Below are 16,750 nucleotides of genomic sequence, written 5' to 3' on the forward strand. Positions count from 1 at the left end.
CGGCGTTGGGCGATCGCCTAGGCCGACTGCCCGGCCAGTTCGCGGACCACCTGGGCGAAGCCGCGCACCAGCGGACTGTCGGCGCCGGCCGGCCAGGCGAGCGCGACCCGCAACGGCGCCACGTCGGTCAGCGGTACCCAGGCGAGGTCGGGACGGGCGTAGTACCGCGCCATGCTCTCGGGTGCGAAGCAGATCGCCGTACCCTCGGCCACCTGCTCCAGCATCTCCTCGACGTTGTCGTTGGTCGGCCCCCAGCGCGGGCTGGACCCGTCCGGGCGGGGATTCACCGCCCACCAGTCCACCCACTCGCGGGGCGCCCGCTCGGTCCAGAGCAGCGGCTCGTCGTTGGTCTCCAGGATCGACACGCCGTCGCGGCCGGCCAGCCGGTGCCCGCGGGGCAGGCCGACGACCCGGCCCTCGGCGTGCACCACCTCGACGTGCATCCCGGCGAGATCGGCGGGGAGCCAGACGAACGCGACGTCGACCCGGCCGTCGCGCAGCGCGGCGGCCTCCTCGCCCCAGTCGAACCGCTTGGGCTCCACCCGTACCTGCGGGTAGCGGCGGGCGAACTCGGCCCGGGAACGGGTGGTCAGCTCGCCCGCGCCGCTCGCCTCGAAGCCCACCCGCAGCACGCCGGTCTGCCCGCGCCGGTGCCGCTGCGCGGCGGCCGTGACGCGTTCGACCTGCCGCAGCGTGCGGCGCGCCTCCGCGATCACGTCGCGGCCGGCGGCGGTCGGGGTCACGCCACCGGCGTGCCGGTCGAACAGCCGCACGCCGAGTTCGGCCTCCAGGTTGCGCAGGGCGTACGAGAGGGCGGGCTGGCTGACGTAGAGCCCCTGGGCGGCCCGGCCCAGGTTCCCCGCCTCGTCGATCGCCACGAGGTAGCGCAGCTGGCGCAGCTCCATGCCGGCATCATAAATCCCGCTTATGGCTCGAACGATCTTCTGTCTTGGACCCGCCGGGGCGCCGCTGGCCACACTTTGAGCAGCTCAGCCGCTCGTCCAGCGGCTGCGACCCGCGACACCGGAGGCCCAGATGTCCACCGACACCCCGTCCACCCGCCGCCCGACCGGTCGGGTCTGGCTGATCACCGGCGCCTCCTCCGGCTTCGGCCGCGCGATCACCGAGGCGGCGCTGCGCGCCGGCGACACCGTGGTGGCGACCGCCCGCCGCCCGGAGACGCTGAAGGACCTCGTGGCGGCGTACCCCGACCGGGCCAGCGCCGTCGAGCTGGACGTCACCGACCCGGGCCGGATCGCCGCCGTCGTCGCCCAGGTGATGCTCTGGTACGGCCGGATCGACGTACTGGTCAACAACGCCGGCCGGGGCCTGGTCGGCGCGGTCGAGGAGACCACCGACCGGGAACTGCGGGATCTCATGGAACTGCACTTCTTCGGCCCGGCCGCGCTCACCCGGGCCGTGCTGCCGCACATGCGCGGCCAGGGTTCCGGCGCCGTCGTCCAGCTCAGCAGCATGGGCGGCCGGCTCTCCTTCGCCGGGGTCTCGGCGTACTCGGCCACCAAGTTCGCCCTCGAAGGGTTCTCCGAGGCGCTCGCCGCCGAGGTCGCGCCGTTCGGGATCAAGGTGCTGATCGTCGAGCCGGGGGCGTTCCGTACCGGCTTCAACGGCGCCGGCGCCCTGCTGCGCTCCCCGGCCCTCGACGCGTACGCCGACAGCGTCGGCGCGGTGGCCGCGAACCTGACGGCCGACGACGGCCGCCAGCCCGGCGACCCGGCGCGGGCGGCCGAGGCGATCCTCGCCGCGCTCGACGCCGACCCGACCCCGCTGCGCCTGCCGCTGGGCAACGACGCCGCCGACGCGATCTCGGCGAGCCTCGACCGGGCCCGCGCCGAGTTCCTGGCCTGGGAGCCGGCCGCCCGCGACGTGGACTTCACCGCCGCCGGCTGAGCGGACGGACCCCGGTGGGTACGCCGGACCCTGCCGGCGTACCCACCGTTCCCGGTCAGAGGAACTTGTGCGACGCGTTGTTGTTGGCGGTCACCGTGAGGTTCGCCGAGGTGTAGGGCCGGATGTCCTCGTAGCGGCCGCCGTAGTAGCTGTTGACGTAGACGCGGACGGTCCGGGAGCTGAGGTTCAGCGCCGAGGCGGCGTTGTTCTTCATGCACTGGTACTGGCCGTCGTCCGGGGACTTGAACTCGTAGCAGCCCGGCTGGGTGCTGCCGTAGTTGTCGATCGACGTGGTGAAGTCCGAAATCGACCCCTCGACGCCGTAGCCCCAGTAGAAGCAGATCTCCCCGCCCTCGCACACGCCGTTCCGGGTGGCGGCGGACGCGACCGTCGGGGTGACCCCGACCAGGGCCGCGGCTCCCGCCACCGCCACGAGCGCGTGCGTGATCGTTTTCCTGAAGGTGAACACGTTCCCGTCCTCCCGTCCCGCTCAGCCGCAGTGCTGGTTGTAGAGGATCTTGTCGACCTGGATGCCGGCCATCCCGCCGAAGTCGACGCAGCGGTGGGACATGTCCACCCCGGCCGGCGTGTAGACGGGTCCCGCGTAGTACGCGTAGTTGCCCTGGTCGCAGCCGACGCTGGGGCAGGCCGGCCAGGCGTATCCGGACGGCCGGATCTTGGCGAGCGAATTCCGGTACTCGCCGTAGGCGTCGCCGGAGTGGTTGGCGACGAGGCAGTTCCGCCTGGCGGTCGACGAGTAGTAGACGTCCAGGTACATGTCGATCCTGTCGGTGTACTGGTTGCCGACCGGGTGGTGCCCGACCAGCGCGTACGAGGATCCGCACGGCCCGGCCATGATGGACGCCCCGCCACCGCTGTCGGCGGAGGCCGGGGCGGCGAACCCGAGCAGCAGGGCCGCCACCGCTCCGATGATCGACAAGTTTCGCCGCGTCAGGAATCTCCGCATCGCTCGCTACCTCCGTGTCTTCCTCCCCCGGGGAGACTTCCCGGGAGACGGGTTCGTGGCCGCGGCACCGGATCCCCTCCCTCCGGTGTCACGCCCCCTCACCGAACAGCAGTGACCCGCCCGGCGGGTGGAATCCGACCGAATCCGACCGCCGCGGTACGCGCGGCGCCCCGACGCGCCCGGCCAGCAAATGTCGCAAAGTTGGCGAAGGTGACATCACCCGACGCGGCGGTGGTTAACCTGGGCTCGCCCGAGACCCCCCTCGGTCAGGAGCCGAACCATGCCGCCTGCGCGGGAACCGGCCCGCCCGCCCGCCGACGCCTTCGCCGCGCTGCCCGACCCCGGCCAGGCCGGCACGCTCGACGAACTGGTCGAGCGGCTGCGCTGGTTGAAGGTCTGGGCGGGCGACCCGTCGTACGAGTCCATCAAGGACCGGGTCAACGCGGCCTGGACCGACGCGGGCCGGCCGGTCGGCGAGCTGGCCCGGAAGACCACGGTGGTGGACTGTTTCCGGCGCGGCCGACGGCGGTTGAACACCGACCTGGTGGTCGCGGTGGTGGCGGCGCTGCACCCCGACCCGGGGTACGTCGCCCAGTGGCGCCAGGCGCTGCGGGTGGTCGGCGGGGAGGCCCGCGCGGCGACCCAGGTACGGGTCCAGGACGCGCTCCCACCGGACCCGGCCGAGTTCGCCGGCCGTACCGTGGAACTGGCGCGGCTGCGCCGGGCGGTGCGGCAGGGCCGGCGGGCGGGCGCCGCGGTGACCTGCGCGATCGAGGGGATGGCCGGGGTCGGCAAGACGCTGCTCGCCATCCACGCCGGGCATTTCCTCGCCCGCGAGGAGCCGTTCGAGCGGGTGCTCTTCGTGAACCTCCGGGGATTCCACCCCGACCCCGCCCAGCCACCCGCCGAACCGGCCGCCGTCCTGGACGGCTTCCTGCGGCTGCTGGGCGTACCGGGGCACAAGATCCCGTACGAGCTGCCGGCCCGCGCCTCCGCCTACCGCGAACGCGTCGCCGATCACCGGGCGCTGGTGATCCTGGACGACGCGGCCGACGCCGAACAGGTCCGCCACCTGCTCCCGGGATCCCCCGGCTGCCTCACCCTGGTCACCAGCAGACGCGGCCTCGGCGGCCTGCCCGACGCGACACACCTCACGGTGGACGGCTTCACCGCCGTGGAGGCCGAGGCGTTCCTGCGGCGGGCCGTGCCGGACGTCCCGGTGGGCCCGGACCCGGACGCCGCCGCCCGGATCGTCCGGCGCTGCGGGCATCTACCGCTGGCCGTCGGACTGATCGCCGGACACATCCGCGGCCGGTCCGGCTGGACCCTGACCGACCACGCGGACCGGCTCGACGAGCGGCACCGGGACCGGCGCCTGGACGACCGGGTCGAACTCGCCCTGGACCTGTCCTACCGGCACCTCGCCGCCGACCAGCAGCGCCTGCTGCGGCTGGTGGCGCTGCACCCCGGGCAGGACCTCGACGCGTACGCCGCCGCGGCGCTCGCCGGCACCGACCTGCCCACCGCCGAGGCGCACCTGCGGCGGTTGCGCCGCGACCACCTGCTGCAGGACGCGACCCCGGGCCGGTACGCCCTGCACGACCTCGTCCGGTCCCACGCGGCCGGTCGCGCCGCCGACGAGGACCCACCACCCGCGCGCCGGCAGGCCCTGACCCGCCTCCTCGACCACTACCTGGCCACCGCCGCCACGGCCATGGACACCCTGTTCCCGGCCGAGGCGCACCGCCGGCCCAGGATCGCCGCGCCCGCCACCCCGGTGCCCGACCTGGCCGAACCGGGCGCCGCTCGCGCCTGGCTGGACGCCGAGCGGCACACCCTCGTCGCGGTCGCCGTGCACGCCGCGACCCGGGGCTGGCCGGCGCACACCGTCCGGCTGTCGGCCACCCTGTTCCGGTACCTCAATGGCGGGTACAACGCCGACGGCCTGACCGTCCACGAGCACGCCCAGCGGGCGGCCGGCGACCTCGACGACCCGCGCGGGCAGGCGCACGCCCTGACCAACCTGGGGGCCACCGAGGTGCAGATGGGGCGGTTCGAGCCGGCCGGCCAGCACCTCCAGCGGGCGCTGACCCTGCACCGGCGGGTCGGTGACCTGGTCGGCCAGGCCCGCGCCCTGACCAACCTCGGCATCCGGGCCGCCCGGTTAGGTCAGTACGGCGCGGCGGCGGAACACCACGAGCAGGCCCTGGTCCGGTACCGGCAGGCCGGCGACCCCACCGGTGAGGCCCGCGCACTGGGCAACCTCGGCTTCGTCGAGGGACGGCTGGGGCGGTACCGGGCCGCCGCCGAGCGCTACGAGCAGGCCCTGACGCTGTGCCGGCGGGCCGGCGACCGTACCGGCGAGGCCTCCGCGCTGGGCAACCTCGGCGACGTCGAGGTGCGGCTGGGCCGGTACGGTCCGGCCGCCGAGCACATCGAGCAGGCCATGGCCCTGTACCGGCAGCGCGGCGACCGCGACGGCGAGGCCTGGACGCTGGACAGCCTCGGCATCCTGCACACCAGCCTCGGCCGGCCGGACCGCGCGGTCGAGCAGCACCGGCGGGCGCTGGAGTTCTTCCGCGACAGCGGCGGTCGGGACGGCGAGACGTACGCGCTCAACGGGCTCGGCGAGGCCGCCCACGCCGCCGGGCGGCCCGCCGAGGCCGTGACCCACCACGAGGCCGCGCACGCCCTCGCCCTGGAGATCGGCGCCCTCGACCAGCGGGCCCGCGCCCAGGCCGGCCTCGGCCAGGCCCGGCTGGCGCTCGGCGACGAGGCCGGGGCACAGCGGCACTACGCGGCGGCGCTGGACCTCTACGCCGAGCTCGGCATGCCGCAGGCCGAGCAGGTCCGCGCCCAACTCGCCGCGATCACCGAGACGAGCCCGGTCCGTCGGTGACGGTCCGGGCTTCCTCGCCTCGGCGCCCGCCACCGCCGGTCAACCTAGATCCCACCCCACGGGTCCTTCGGGTCGAACGGTATGTAGACGCCGTTCCCGCTGTCCAAGTGGTACACCGACCGGTAGGCCGGCACGGCGGCGGTGCTGCGGATCAGCTTGTCGCCGGGAAGCAAGACGCTGATGTTCCACGGTTGTCCGTTGACCAACGCCTCGACCGCGATGGACCATTCGAGGTAGGAGCGCTTGGTCAACCCCTCTATCGACATTGGGACGGCCTCACCGGGCGCAACCTGCACGACCTTTTTCGCGAAAAAATCCCCACCCAGCTTGTTCTCAAGTCCGTCGTAGGTCCGCGCGCGCGGCTTGGGGGTGTCGAGGTCGAACCCGACCGCGGTGATGTCGAGATTGCCCGCCGGCGGGTGCCAGACGAGGGTGCCGCTCAGTGGGGCGGCGCGCTTCGTCACCTCGGCGTACATGTTCTTGATGACCACCGGCTCCGGGCCGCAGCCGGTCGCGATCAGCTTCAACGGCGTACCGGCGTTGTACTGCGACCGGACCGGCTGGTACTTCGCCAGCACTTTGTCCGGATCGAACTCGTTGTTCGCGTTGAGCGCCGGAAGTATGGACGGCAGGTTCTCGGCGGTTGCCCACCAGGTCGACCCCGGGGCTTCGAAGTCGTACGAGAGGGCGAGGCTGAGCGGCGGGCCGCCCGGCCGGCAGGGCTGGTTGGGCACGAGCTTGCCGTCGGAGAGGACGGGGGCCGGCGTCTCCTCCGGCGAGTCGGGCCAGATGGCGTTCGCCACCTTCTCGCCCAGCGGGGTGAAGACGGCGCCGACGGCGGCCAGCGCCACCGCAGCCAGCGCGGCGAGAAGCTTGGTCCGGAACCCGCTCATTCGTCCCCCCTGCGGTCCGTCCGGCGTGGCCGGCGCTCCACCCTCGGTCTGGTTCGTTGACATTGCCGGTTTCCCCCGCGTCGTCCAGTGGTCGAGCGGAGTCTATGCGGGACCGTCCCGCCGGCGGGACTCGGCGTCGCCGACCGGGCGCGTTCAGCCGCTGGGGAGCAGTTTCTTCTGGACCTTGCCCATGGCGTTGCGGGGCAGCCGTTCCATCAGGTGCACCCGCCGGGGTCGCTTGTGTACGGCGATCCGCGAGGCGACGAAGTCGATCAGTTGCGCCTCGGTCACCGACTCGGCCACCACGTACGCGACGACCTGCTGGCCGAGGTCGGGGTGGGGCGCGCCGATCACCGCGGCCTCGCGTACGGCCGGGTGGGCGAGCAGCGCGTTCTCGACCTCGCCGGCGCCGATCCGGTACCCGCCGCTCTTGATCAGGTCGGTGGAGGCGCGGCCGACGATGCGGTGCCAGCCGTCGGGGCCGACGGTGGCGATGTCGCCCGTGCGGAACCAGCCGTCCGGGGTGAACGCCCGCTCGTTGGCCTCCGCCGCGTTCCGGTAGCCCCGGAACAGCACCGGGCCGCGCACCTGCAGCTCGCCCGGGGACTCGCCGTCGGCCGGTACGGCCGTGCCGTCGTCGCCGACCAGCCGCGTCTCGACCCCCGCCAACGGCAGGCCGACGTACCCGGGCCGGCGTTCGCCGTCCGCCCGGGTGCTGATCGTGATCAGCGTCTCGGTCATCCCGTACCGCTCCACCGGGCGCTGCCCGGTCAGCTCGCGGAGCAGCTCGAAGACCGGGACCGGCAGGGGCGCGCTGCCCGAGACGAGCAGCCGCGCGGAGGAGAGCGCCTGGGCGGCCGGCGGTACCGCGCAGACCCGCGACCAGACCGTCGGTACGCCGAAGTAGAGCGTGCCGCCCGCGGCGGCGTACGCCTCCGGCGTGGGCCGGCCGGTGTGCCGCAGCCGGGAGCCGAGCCGCAGCGGGCCGAGCGCCCCCAGCACGAGCCCGTGCACGTGGAACAGCGGCAGGCCGTGCACCAGCAGGTCGTCGGGGGTCCAGGCCCAGGCGTCGGCGAGCGCGTCCAGGTCGGCGGCGATGGCGCCGTGCGGGATCAGCGCGCCCTTCGGCGCGCCCGTGGTGCCGGAGGTGTAGAGGATCAGCGCGGTCTGCTCGGCGGGCGGCTCCGGGTAGCTGGTCGACGAGCGCGCGGCGAGGTTGATCGGCGCGACCGGTACCGGGAGACCGTGCAGCGCCGGCGCGGCGGCCTCGCGGGGCGCGACGAGCAGCAGCGCCGCCCCCGAATCGCGCAGTACGTGGTCCCGCTCGGCCGGGCCGGCGTCCGGCGGCACCGGCACCACCGGTACCCCGGCGATCAGGCCGGCGACGACGCCGACCAGGGTCTCCATGCTCGCGGTCGCCCAGACGGCCACCGCGTCGAGGCCGGCGATGCGGTCGGCGGTGGCGGTGGCGGCCCCCAGCACCGCCTCGCGGGACGCCGTCTGGTCCGCTATCTGGATCGCGTCGGGCCGGTCACCGAACGCCCCGGACAACGCCGGCAGCAACATGCGGGTGCTCCTTGCTTGGGGTGTCGACGAGGGGCGCGCCGCGGCGGGCGGCCCCTCCCTGTTCACCGGCCGGTCCAGGTCGGCGGCCGTTTGGCGGTGAAGTCGCGTACCGCCGCGCGGAAGTCGGCGCTGCCGTAGACGCGGGCCACGACGTCGTCGCAGTCCACCGTCGCCACGGCGGCGCGCCGGAGCCGGCGCAGTGACTCCTTCGTGGCCCACATCGTCAGCGGGGCGTGCCCGGTCAACCGGTCGACGGCGCGCCGGAGCGCGTCGTCCAGCTCCTCGGTCGCCTCGCCGACGAAACCGGCGGCGTGCAGCTCCTGCCCGGTGTAGAACCGGGCGTTGAGCAGCAGCTCCATGGTCCGGGCCGGGCCGAGGTGGTGGACCAGCAGCGCGTACGTGGGCATCGAGAGGCAGTTGCCCAGGGTCCGGGCGACCGGGATGCCGAAGCGGGCGTCCGGGGTGGCCAGGCGCAGGTCGCAGACGGCCGCGAGGGCGAGCCCGGCGCCGACGCAGTAGCCGCGGATCACCGCCACGGTCGGTACGTCGACCGCCTCCAGCCGCTCCAGCACCTCGGTGATGCGCCGCTCGTACGCCACCCCGTCGGCGCCGCCGTCGAACTCGGCGAACTGGGCGATGTCGGTACCGGCGACGAACGCCTCCGTACCGGCGCCGCGCAGCACCAGCACCCGTACCGTGGCGTCGGCGTCGGCGCGCTCGCAGGCGGCGTAGAGCCCGTCGTACATGGCCCAGGTCATGGCGTTGCGCTGGGCCGGGCGGTCGAACGTGACCGTGAGGACCGGGCCGGCCTGCTCGACGACGAGTTCCGCCCCGGCGGGGACGCCCTCGTTCGGGGGCGGGGACACGGGCTACCTCCGCGGGACACCGGCGACTGCTCCGGTGATTGTAGGCTTGTCTACAAAAGACGACGACGTGGGACCTGATCGGGGAGGGCCGCCGTGGCGGCAGTGGAGCAGGCCACCGGCGCGGACCGGGCGGCGGTGCGGACCGCACGGCGCATCCTGGCGCCACCCAGCCTCTCCCAGCTCGCCGCCGACGCGGTCCGCGCGATGATCTTCACGGGCGAGCTACGGCCCGGCGACCGGGTGGTGGAGAACCGGTTGACCCAGCAGCTCGGCATCTCCCGCCCGCCGCTGCGCGAGGCGCTGCGGGTGCTCGAACAGGAGGGACTGCTGGTCCAGCAGCCCCGGCGCGGCGTCATCGTCGTCCCGATCACCCTGCACGACGTGTACGAGATCTTCACCCTCCGCGACCAGCTCGAACGGATGGCGGTCGAGCTGGGCGTACCGGTCCGCGACGCCACCCGGCTCGACCGCTGCCGCGCCGCACTGGCGGAGATGGCCGAGGCGGCGCGCGCCGGCGACGCGGCGGCGGTGACCGGGCACGGCTTCGGCTTCCACCTGGCGCTGGTGGGGCTGGCCGGGCACGGGCGGCTGGAGGAGGCGTACCGGTCACTCTCGTCGCAGATGCGACTCTGCATGGGGCTCAACCAGCGGGCCCGGCGGGACCGCGAGGACCTGCTCGGCAACGTCGAGCGGCACGGCGCCCTGCTCGCGGCGGTCGAGGACGGCGACCCGGCCACGGTGCTGGCGGCGCTGGACGGACACGGCCACCGGACCTTCGTCCTGGCGCTCGGCGACACGCTCGGCGGGCGTACCCCGGCGGCCGAGGCGTGGCTGGCCCGCCTCGCCACCGCGTCGTCGACCCGCTGAGTGCCGTGCTTGGAACAGGCGAACTGTTCAACTCTCGACGATGTGCGGGTGCGCTGCTAATGAGGTGCCCGCTCCCACCTGGCCGCACCCCCTGCTGTTACTTCTTGTCCCCGGCCACGTAGACGCCTCGGCCTGGCTGGCCGTACACCAGACCTCGAGCCTTGAGCTGGATCATGGTGAACCGGATGACCGTCTCCGAGACTTCGTAGATCTCGCACAGCTTGCTCGTGCTGGGCAGCCTGTCGCCAGGCTTCAATACACCTGACTCGATCTGTCGGGTGATGTCGTCGGCAATCTGCTGGTACAGCGGCTCGGCCACGCGTACCTCCTCCCAGCGTCAAGACAACACGCCGGGGGAGACAACAAGCGATACGGGGTATCGTAGCGATACTGGGTGTACCGGGTAACGTAGGTTGCGATCCCTGTGAGGTGCAGATGGTCCGCTACGACGAGTACCTGATCCATGCCGCATTGACCCTCGCCCGGCGACATCGACCGGTGTGGTCATGGCGGCGCTGGCGCCGAATCTGCCGCTGCGGCTCTGAGCTGCCATGCCGAGCCCGGCACCGCGTACCTCTCAATCGAGGTCACTGGCCGGGGGAGCGGTGATGCTGCGTTACCTCGCCCAGGAAGCCGTGGACGGTCACAAGCCCGCCCGACCCGAATGGAATTGCGGCACGTGCTTCCGGACATGGCCCTGCGATCCAGCCAAGGCGCGGCTACGCGAGCGGTACGGCAGAGATCGGATCGGTCTGTCGATCGAGATGGCTGATCAACTCTTCATCGCCACTGCCGATCTCTATCTGCGCCTGAACCGGACCGACATCAACCCGACCGAGCTGCACGCTCGGTTCATCGCTTGGACGCGCTGATGGGGATCCTTCGGCGTGGTGACGAGCCGATGCACTACGAGGACGGATCGCACCGGTGGGTACCGCCTGATCCGGACATGGACCAGGAAGCCTGGGAGGTCAGCGTCCGGGCGCACCAGGAGAAGCACCGGGAGATGTTCGGTGCGAGGCCGAAGGCGACCCGGGACGGCCCGGCGACGTGACCAGATCTGCGGGCGCGTCGGCTGCGGGTGGGTAGGCGCGGAGGTCGTCCGAGGTGGCCTACCTTGGCGGCGTGGATTTCGCGGAGTTCGACAGGCTGGTCGAGCCGTTACGTGAGCGGTCGGCAAGGATGGTTGCCGCACATGACTTTCCGCTGATCGAGGCACGTACGGCCACGGACGACGAGATCGCCAGCGCGGAGCGGGCGCTCGGCGTGGTGTTGCCGGCGCGGTACAAGGCCTTCATGGTGCGCTACGGCGGCGGTCAGTTCGGATTCGTGGATCTACTGACGGTTCCTGGGCGAGGAGCCGACGGCGTCGACGACATCGTGTCGGTCAGTCGCGGCGAGTTCCCCGACGGATCCTTCCTGGCGGTGGCGCCGGTGGGCACCGGGGATTACTGGGGCTTTCCCGTCACCGACGGCCGGTGTCACGACGAGGTGTGGTTTCGCTTCCACGACGCCGGCGAGCCGACGAAGGAGGCGGCCGACTTCCTGGAGTTCGTCGCGCGACGCGGGGTCAGGTCCTGACCGATCCCTGCTACCGAAAACCTTCAGGCGACCAGGGCGTCGCAGCGGCGTACCAGCTCGGGCAGGACCACCCCGAGCGGCGCATCGAGGCAGAGCGTGGCGTGGTGGTCGCCACGGGTCTGGCCGCGGTTGACGATCGCCACCGGGATGCCGAGCTTCGCGGCGCGCAGCACGAACCGGCGGCCGGACATGACCGTCAGCGACGAGCCGAGGACCAGCAGCAGCCGGGCCCGTTCCACCAGCGCGAAGCACGCCTGGACCCGCTCGGCCGGCACGGTCTCGCCAAAGAAGACCACGTCCGGCTTGAGCATGCCGTAGCCGCAGGCCCGGCAGTCGACGGTACGGAAGGTCCGCTCCGCTGCCTCGGGCAGCTCGACGTCGCCGTCCGGGTTGACCTCCAGCGCGCCGAAGTCGAAGCCCGGGTTGGCCCGCCGCAGCCGCTCGTCCAGCTCCTCCCGGGTGCTGACCTCGCCGCAGTCCAGGCAGATCACCTGGCCGAGGCTGCCGTGCAGCTCGATCACCTCGCGGCTGCCGCCCGCCTGGTGCAGGCCGTCGACGTTCTGGGTGATCACGCCGGTGACCAGGCCGAGCCGCTCCAGTTGGGCGACCGCCCGGTGCCCGTCGTTCGGCTCCGCCCGGGCCATGGTGCGCCAGCCGACGAAGCTGCGGGCCCAGTACCGCCGCCGGGCCGCCTCGTCCCGGGTGAAGGTCTGGTACGTCATCGGGGTGCGCCGCAGCAGCGCGCCGTCCGGCCCCCGGTAGTCCGGAATGCCGGACTCGGTCGACAGTCCCGCCCCGCTCAGCACCACCACGTCGCCGCCGGCCAGCAGCCGAGTCAGCGCACCGTACCGCTCCTCCACCACGAGACCATGCTGCCTCAGCCAACTCCGTGCGGCGAGGCCGGCCGCCCGGGGTGACGCAGGTTACCCGGGGCGCGGAGCTACTTCGGCGTCTTGTCGAGGGTGCCGCTGACGTAGCGCAGGTCGCTCATGCGCAGGTCGTCGGCCTCGAGGGGTGGCAGGTCGTTGGCGGCGAACAGGTCCCGGGTGCTGATCGCGTCCAGCGTCCAGCCGAGGCCGGTCAGGTAGGGGGCGGCCTCGTTGCGCGCGCCGAAATATCGCAGCCTCGCCATGTCGGTGTCGAACCCGTGCGCCCGCCAGCGTTCGGAGATGCTGTCCAGGCCCTTCCGCGTCCGGTCCTCGTCGCCCGGTCGCGGGTTGGGCCTGCTTTCGGTGGCCACCCGGCTCCCCGGCGCGCTGAGTTCGGTGACGGTGTCCAGCAGGCGATCCTGGGCCTCGGGCGGCAGGTAGCCGAGCAGACCCTCGGCGCTCCAGGCGCTCGGCAGGGCCGGCTGGAACCCGGCGGTACGCAGCGCGGCGGACCAGTCGTCGCGCAGGTCGACCGCGACAACCCTCCGGTCGGCGGTGGGCGCGGCGCCCAACTCGGCCAGTGTGCGGGTCTTGAACTCGATGACCCGCGGCTGGTCGACCTCGTACACCACGGTCCCGGTCGGCCAAGGCAGCCGGTACGCGCGCGAATCCAACCCCGCAGCCAGGATCACGACCTGCGTGATCCCCGAGTTGGCCGCGTCGAGGAAGAACTCGTCGTAGAACCTGGTCCGCACCTTGGCGCCGTCGATCGCCACCCGGTCGACCAGGTCGTCGGGAGGCAGTTCGCCGGACGCCAGCCGGGTGAGGAGGTCGATGCCGACCGCCCGGACGAGCGGTTCGGCGTACGGGTCGTCGATGATCGGGCGATCCGTGCGGGTCGCGATCGCCCGGGCCATCGCGGCCATGGTCGCGGTCGCGCCGACGCTGGACGCCAGGTCCCAGTCGTCTCCGTCGTGCCTGGTCGAAGTCACGTTCCGCCTCACCCTTCTCCGGACTTGGACTGGTGATCAGCGGACCGTAACGGACATTCCCGTCCGTCCGCCTAAAATGGGAGCGGTGATCGCTCGCTTGCCTCGGAACCAGCGCTCCGACGCCCGGGACAACCGCGACCGCATCCTCGACGCGGCCCGCGCGGTGTTCGCCACCGACGGCCTGGACGTGCCTGTCCGGGAGATCGCCCGACGCGCGGAGGTCGGGCCCGCGACCCTCTACCGTCACTTTCCGACCAAGGAGATGCTGGCCGCCGAGGCGTTCGCCGCCCAGGCGCTCGCCTGGCGATCCGCCCTGGACGAGGGGCTCGCCGACCCCGATCCCTGGCGCGGATTCCGCCTCGCCGTCGAGAGGCTCTGCGAGCTACAGGCGCGTGATCGCGGCTTCACCGCGGCGGTCAAGTCCACCTTCCCGCGCGCGATGGACTTCGCCGCGATGCGCACGTCCTCGCTGACCCGCGCGGCCGCACTGATCCGCCGCGCCAAGGACACCGGCCGCCTGCGCCCCGACGTCGTCCTGGAGGACCTGATCCTCATGATCATGGCCAACGACGGCATCCGCGCGAGTACGCCGGCGGCACGGATCGCGGCCTCCCGGCGCTTCGCCGCACTCATGATCCGGGCGTGCGAGGCCCCGCCCGGGTCCGCACCGCCGCCGGTGCCGCTACCGACGCCCGCGGTGTCGGTACCGGGAAAGACCCCTGACCGGACCCGCGCTACCCGCGGGCGGTGAGGGAGAACTCGCCGTACTCGGCGACCGGGGTGAAGCCGAGGCCGGTGTAGAGGGCCACCGCCCGCTCGTTGTCGGCCCGCACGTTCAGCGCGACCCGCTGCACCGTGCCGAGCAGCCGCCGGCAGAGCGTCGCCACCGCCGCCCGAGCCAGCCCCTGCCCGCGTACCCGGGGATGGCTGGTCACGTTCCCCAGCGCGGCCACCCGGTAGCCGGGGGACCAGACGTGCACCCCGGCCACGGCCAGCAGCTCGCCGTCGCGGCGCACCCCGACGTACTGGCCGGTCCCCAGCATGCGCGGGTCGAACCAGTTGCCCGGGTAGGCGGCGGCGTAGAGCGGCAGCAGTTCCGGCAGGTCGGCCGCGGAGAGCACGACGGCGGCCGGGTCGGCGGGCGGCAGCCGGTCGGGGTCGGTGAGCGCCATCTTCAGGTGGGGGCCGTGCGACTCGACCGCGAAGCGGTCGGCGAGCCGAGACTCCGCGCCCGGGCTGAGGTGGGCGTGGCAGCGTACCGGCAGCAGCGGCAGCAGCCCGTCGACCAGGGCGGCCAGCCGGTCGGCGTGCTCCGGCCGGTCCAGGGCGAGCAGGGTGGGCGGGTCGGACCCGTGGTAGAGCAGCGCGACCGAGTCGCCGTGGCGGTACCAGGTCGTGTACGGCCAGAAGAAGTCGTCGAGGTCGCCCAGCTCGTACGCGTGCAGCGCCAGGTCACGGGAGAGTAACTCGGCCAGCTCGGCCCGGTCGTGCACGCTGTTGATCGTCATGACTGGCATAACCTATCGGGATCACGTGATTCGACCGGCCCTGGGGAGGGTGTGCGGATGGAGCGGCTTCGAGGCATCCGGCGCGGTACCGCGCTGACCGTGGGGGCGCTGCTGCTGGCGTTCGGCGCGGCGGCCTGCGCCAAGGAGGACACCGGCGGTACGACCGACAGCGGCGTGAAGCTCGTGCACGCCGGCAAGCTCACCACCTGCACGCACCTGCCGTACTCGCCGTTCCAGTCCAAGGACGCCAGCGGCAAGGTCGTCGGCTTCGACGTCGACCTGATCGACCTGGCCGCCAAGAAGCTCGGCGTCACCCAGGAGATCGTGGACACGCCGTTCGAGGGCATCAAGTCTGGTGCCGACCTCAACTCGGGCAAGTGCGACGTGGCGGCGGCCGGCATGACCATCACCGACGAGCGCAAGAAGGTCATCGACTTCACCGACCCGTACTTCGACGCCACCCAGGCGCTGGCCGTGCCGGCCGGCAAGCCGTACAAGACGCTGGCCGACCTGAGCGGCAAGCGGCTCGGCGTGCAGGGCGCGACCACCGGCGAGGACTACGTCAAGCAGCAGAACGACCAGCAGGGCTTGAAGATCACCATCGTGTCGTACAAGGATCTCGGCTCCGCGCAGCAGGCGCTGGCCACCGGCCAGATCGAGGCCGCGGTGGGGGACCTGCCGGTCTGGAACGAGTACGTGCGCGCGAACCCCGGCAAGGTGGTCGTCGCGAACGGCTTCGACACCGGTGAGCAGTACGGCTTCGCGGTCCGCAAGGGCGGCAACCCCGAGCTGCTGAAGACGATCAACGAGGCGCTCGCGGCGGCGCGGGCCGACGGCAGCTATGACAAGATCTACGAGAAGTGGATCGGCGCGAAGCCGGCGAGCTGACCAGCGACGTAGAGGCTGACCCGGGGGCGAACGGCGGTACGGCCTGCTCGCCCCCGGCGACCCGGGAAGGGACTGGGAGGCATGGCAGGACCCGACACACTGCCGGAACGGCCCGCGTCCGCCGGTGCCGCCCCGGCACCCGTACGGCGGCGGCTCGGGCGCCGGCAGCGGCAACGCCTGGCCCGGCTGGCCGGGTACCTGGTCTTCCTGCTGTTGCTGGCGGGCGTGGCGGCGGCGGCCGACTGGGGCCGGCTCGCCGACGCGTTCTTCCGGCTCGACGTGGCCCGCTCGATGTTTCCCGAGGCGGTCACGGTCGCGCTGCGCAACACCATCTGCTACACCCTGTTGGCCTTCGCCTTCGGGCTCGTGCTCGGCCTGGTCCTGGCCCTGATGCGGCTCTCGTCGGTGCCGCCGTACCGCTGGTTCGCCACCGCGTACGTCGAGCTGTTCCGCGGCCTGCCGGCGCTGCTGGTGCTCTTCATGGTCGGCTACGGCGTGCCGCTGGCCTTCCCGGACCGCGAGATCCCGGGCGGGGTGTACGGCTCGGTCACCGTCGGCCTCGGCCTGACCGCCGCGGCGTACATGGCCGAGACGCTGCGCGCCGGCATCCAGGCCGTGCCGAAGGGGCAACTGGAGGCGGCCCGCTCGCTGGGCATGTCGCATCCCCGGGCCATGGTCTCGATCGTGCTGCCGCAGGCGTTCCGGATCGTCATCCCGCCGCTGACCAACGAGATCATCCTGTTGACCAAGGACACCTCGCTGGCGTACGTCCTGGGCGTGACGGCCTCCACCATCGAGCTGACCAAGTACGCCGGCGACGCCCTCAACACCCGGGTCAACCCGACCCCGCTGGTGGTGGCCGGCCTGCTCTACCTGGTGGTGACGCTGCCGCTGTCGCAGCTGGTCCGGTGGCTGGAGCGCCGGGCCGCGAGGGAGAGGTGAACCG

At 72.8% G+C, this 16,750-nt stretch carries 19 protein-coding genes; 9 read left to right on the top strand and 10 right to left on the bottom strand.

Annotated elements, in window-relative coordinates:
- Positions 1-17: 17 nt before the first annotated feature.
- Positions 18-905: a LysR family transcriptional regulator gene (locus AB0J86_RS33165; RefSeq protein ID WP_363861626.1), complete on the bottom strand. Its 888-nt coding sequence runs from the start codon at positions 903-905 to the stop codon at positions 18-20.
- Between the two features lie 130 nt (positions 906-1,035).
- On the opposite strand from AB0J86_RS33165, the gene AB0J86_RS33170 reads away from it, so the two are divergent.
- Positions 1,036-1,908 (top strand): oxidoreductase, encoded by an 873-nt coding sequence (locus tag AB0J86_RS33170; RefSeq protein WP_363861627.1) that lies wholly within the window; start codon positions 1,036-1,038, stop codon positions 1,906-1,908.
- A 55-nt stretch (positions 1,909-1,963) separates the two neighbouring features.
- Here AB0J86_RS33170 and AB0J86_RS33175 read toward each other — a convergent pair whose 3' ends face one another.
- Together AB0J86_RS33175 and AB0J86_RS33180 are read right to left on the bottom strand one after the other, a co-directional pair.
- Positions 1,964-2,377 (bottom strand): peptidase inhibitor family I36 protein, encoded by a 414-nt coding sequence (locus AB0J86_RS33175; protein WP_363861628.1) that lies wholly within the window; start codon positions 2,375-2,377, stop codon positions 1,964-1,966.
- Between the two features lie 21 nt (positions 2,378-2,398).
- Positions 2,399-2,848: a hypothetical protein gene (locus tag AB0J86_RS33180; RefSeq protein ID WP_363861629.1), complete on the bottom strand. Its 450-nt coding sequence runs from the start codon at positions 2,846-2,848 to the stop codon at positions 2,399-2,401.
- Between the two features lie 307 nt (positions 2,849-3,155).
- On the opposite strand from AB0J86_RS33180, the gene AB0J86_RS33185 reads away from it, so the two are divergent.
- Positions 3,156-5,774, top strand: coding sequence for a tetratricopeptide repeat protein (locus tag AB0J86_RS33185; RefSeq protein ID WP_363861630.1), 2,619 nt, complete (start codon positions 3,156-3,158; stop codon positions 5,772-5,774).
- A gap of 44 nt (positions 5,775-5,818) precedes the next feature.
- Here AB0J86_RS33185 and AB0J86_RS33190 read toward each other — a convergent pair whose 3' ends face one another.
- From AB0J86_RS33190 to AB0J86_RS33200, 3 genes are all read right to left on the bottom strand, one after another.
- The gene (locus AB0J86_RS33190; protein ID WP_363861631.1) at positions 5,819-6,667 is read right to left on the bottom strand and encodes a hypothetical protein; all 849 of its coding nucleotides are present in this window, start codon (positions 6,665-6,667) and stop codon (positions 5,819-5,821) included.
- Between the two features lie 153 nt (positions 6,668-6,820).
- Positions 6,821-8,233: an acyl-CoA synthetase gene (locus AB0J86_RS33195; RefSeq protein WP_363861632.1), complete on the bottom strand. Its 1,413-nt coding sequence runs from the start codon at positions 8,231-8,233 to the stop codon at positions 6,821-6,823.
- A 62-nt stretch (positions 8,234-8,295) separates the two neighbouring features.
- Positions 8,296-9,099 (bottom strand): enoyl-CoA hydratase/isomerase family protein, encoded by an 804-nt coding sequence (locus AB0J86_RS33200; protein WP_363861633.1) that lies wholly within the window; start codon positions 9,097-9,099, stop codon positions 8,296-8,298.
- Between the two features lie 93 nt (positions 9,100-9,192).
- On the opposite strand from AB0J86_RS33200, the gene AB0J86_RS33205 reads away from it, so the two are divergent.
- Positions 9,193-9,966, top strand: coding sequence for a GntR family transcriptional regulator (locus AB0J86_RS33205; protein ID WP_363861634.1), 774 nt, complete (start codon positions 9,193-9,195; stop codon positions 9,964-9,966).
- A 97-nt stretch (positions 9,967-10,063) separates the two neighbouring features.
- On the opposite strand, the gene AB0J86_RS33210 is transcribed toward AB0J86_RS33205, so the two are convergent.
- Positions 10,064-10,285 carry a winged helix-turn-helix domain-containing protein gene (locus AB0J86_RS33210; RefSeq protein WP_363861635.1) on the bottom strand — a complete coding sequence of 74 codons (222 nt, stop codon included), beginning with the start codon at positions 10,283-10,285 and terminating at the stop codon, positions 10,064-10,066.
- A gap of 289 nt (positions 10,286-10,574) precedes the next feature.
- On the opposite strand from AB0J86_RS33210, the gene AB0J86_RS33215 reads away from it, so the two are divergent.
- The 3 genes from AB0J86_RS33215 to AB0J86_RS33225 all read left to right on the top strand — a co-directional run bounded on the left by AB0J86_RS33215 (position 10,575) and on the right by AB0J86_RS33225 (position 11,547).
- Positions 10,575-10,838 carry a hypothetical protein gene (locus tag AB0J86_RS33215; RefSeq protein ID WP_363861636.1) on the top strand — a complete coding sequence of 88 codons (264 nt, stop codon included), beginning with the start codon at positions 10,575-10,577 and terminating at the stop codon, positions 10,836-10,838.
- Positions 10,838-11,020: a hypothetical protein gene (locus AB0J86_RS33220; protein ID WP_363861637.1), complete on the top strand. Its 183-nt coding sequence runs from the start codon at positions 10,838-10,840 to the stop codon at positions 11,018-11,020. The genes AB0J86_RS33215 and AB0J86_RS33220 overlap by 1 nt, the downstream gene beginning before the upstream one ends.
- Before the next feature lie 71 nt (positions 11,021-11,091).
- A complete protein-coding gene (locus tag AB0J86_RS33225) occupies positions 11,092-11,547 on the top strand; it encodes an SMI1/KNR4 family protein (RefSeq protein ID WP_363861638.1) in 456 nt (151 codons plus the stop codon).
- Between the two features lie 23 nt (positions 11,548-11,570).
- Here the strand turns inward: AB0J86_RS33225 and AB0J86_RS33230 are convergent, their stop codons facing one another.
- The gene (locus AB0J86_RS33230; protein ID WP_363861639.1) at positions 11,571-12,410 is read right to left on the bottom strand and encodes an NAD-dependent protein deacetylase; all 840 of its coding nucleotides are present in this window, start codon (positions 12,408-12,410) and stop codon (positions 11,571-11,573) included.
- A 77-nt stretch (positions 12,411-12,487) separates the two neighbouring features.
- The gene (locus AB0J86_RS33235) at positions 12,488-13,408 is read right to left on the bottom strand and encodes a class I SAM-dependent methyltransferase (RefSeq protein WP_363861640.1); all 921 of its coding nucleotides are present in this window, start codon (positions 13,406-13,408) and stop codon (positions 12,488-12,490) included.
- Positions 13,409-13,493: 85 nt separating this feature from the next.
- On the opposite strand from AB0J86_RS33235, the gene AB0J86_RS33240 reads away from it, so the two are divergent.
- Positions 13,494-14,159 (top strand): helix-turn-helix domain-containing protein, encoded by a 666-nt coding sequence (locus tag AB0J86_RS33240; RefSeq protein ID WP_363861641.1) that lies wholly within the window; start codon positions 13,494-13,496, stop codon positions 14,157-14,159.
- Here AB0J86_RS33240 and AB0J86_RS33245 read toward each other — a convergent pair.
- Positions 14,143-14,916 (bottom strand): GNAT family N-acetyltransferase, encoded by a 774-nt coding sequence (locus AB0J86_RS33245; protein ID WP_363861642.1) that lies wholly within the window; start codon positions 14,914-14,916, stop codon positions 14,143-14,145. The two genes, AB0J86_RS33240 and AB0J86_RS33245, sit on opposite strands and share 17 nt — an antisense overlap.
- 57 nt (positions 14,917-14,973) lie before the next feature.
- On the opposite strand from AB0J86_RS33245, the gene AB0J86_RS33250 reads away from it, so the two are divergent.
- On the top strand, positions 14,974-15,804 hold the full coding sequence (locus tag AB0J86_RS33250; protein WP_363861643.1) for a basic amino acid ABC transporter substrate-binding protein: 831 nt from the start codon (positions 14,974-14,976) through the stop codon (positions 15,802-15,804).
- Positions 15,805-15,885: 81 nt separating this feature from the next.
- Positions 15,886-16,746, top strand: coding sequence for an amino acid ABC transporter permease (locus AB0J86_RS33255; protein ID WP_363861644.1), 861 nt, complete (start codon positions 15,886-15,888; stop codon positions 16,744-16,746).
- The last annotated feature ends 4 nt before the right edge of the window (positions 16,747-16,750 follow it).

Origin of the sequence: Micromonospora sp. NPDC049559 (assembly GCF_040676675.1) — a bacterium.
In the GTDB taxonomy this organism is placed as follows: Bacteria; Actinomycetota; Actinomycetes; order Mycobacteriales; family Micromonosporaceae; genus JBFAPK01.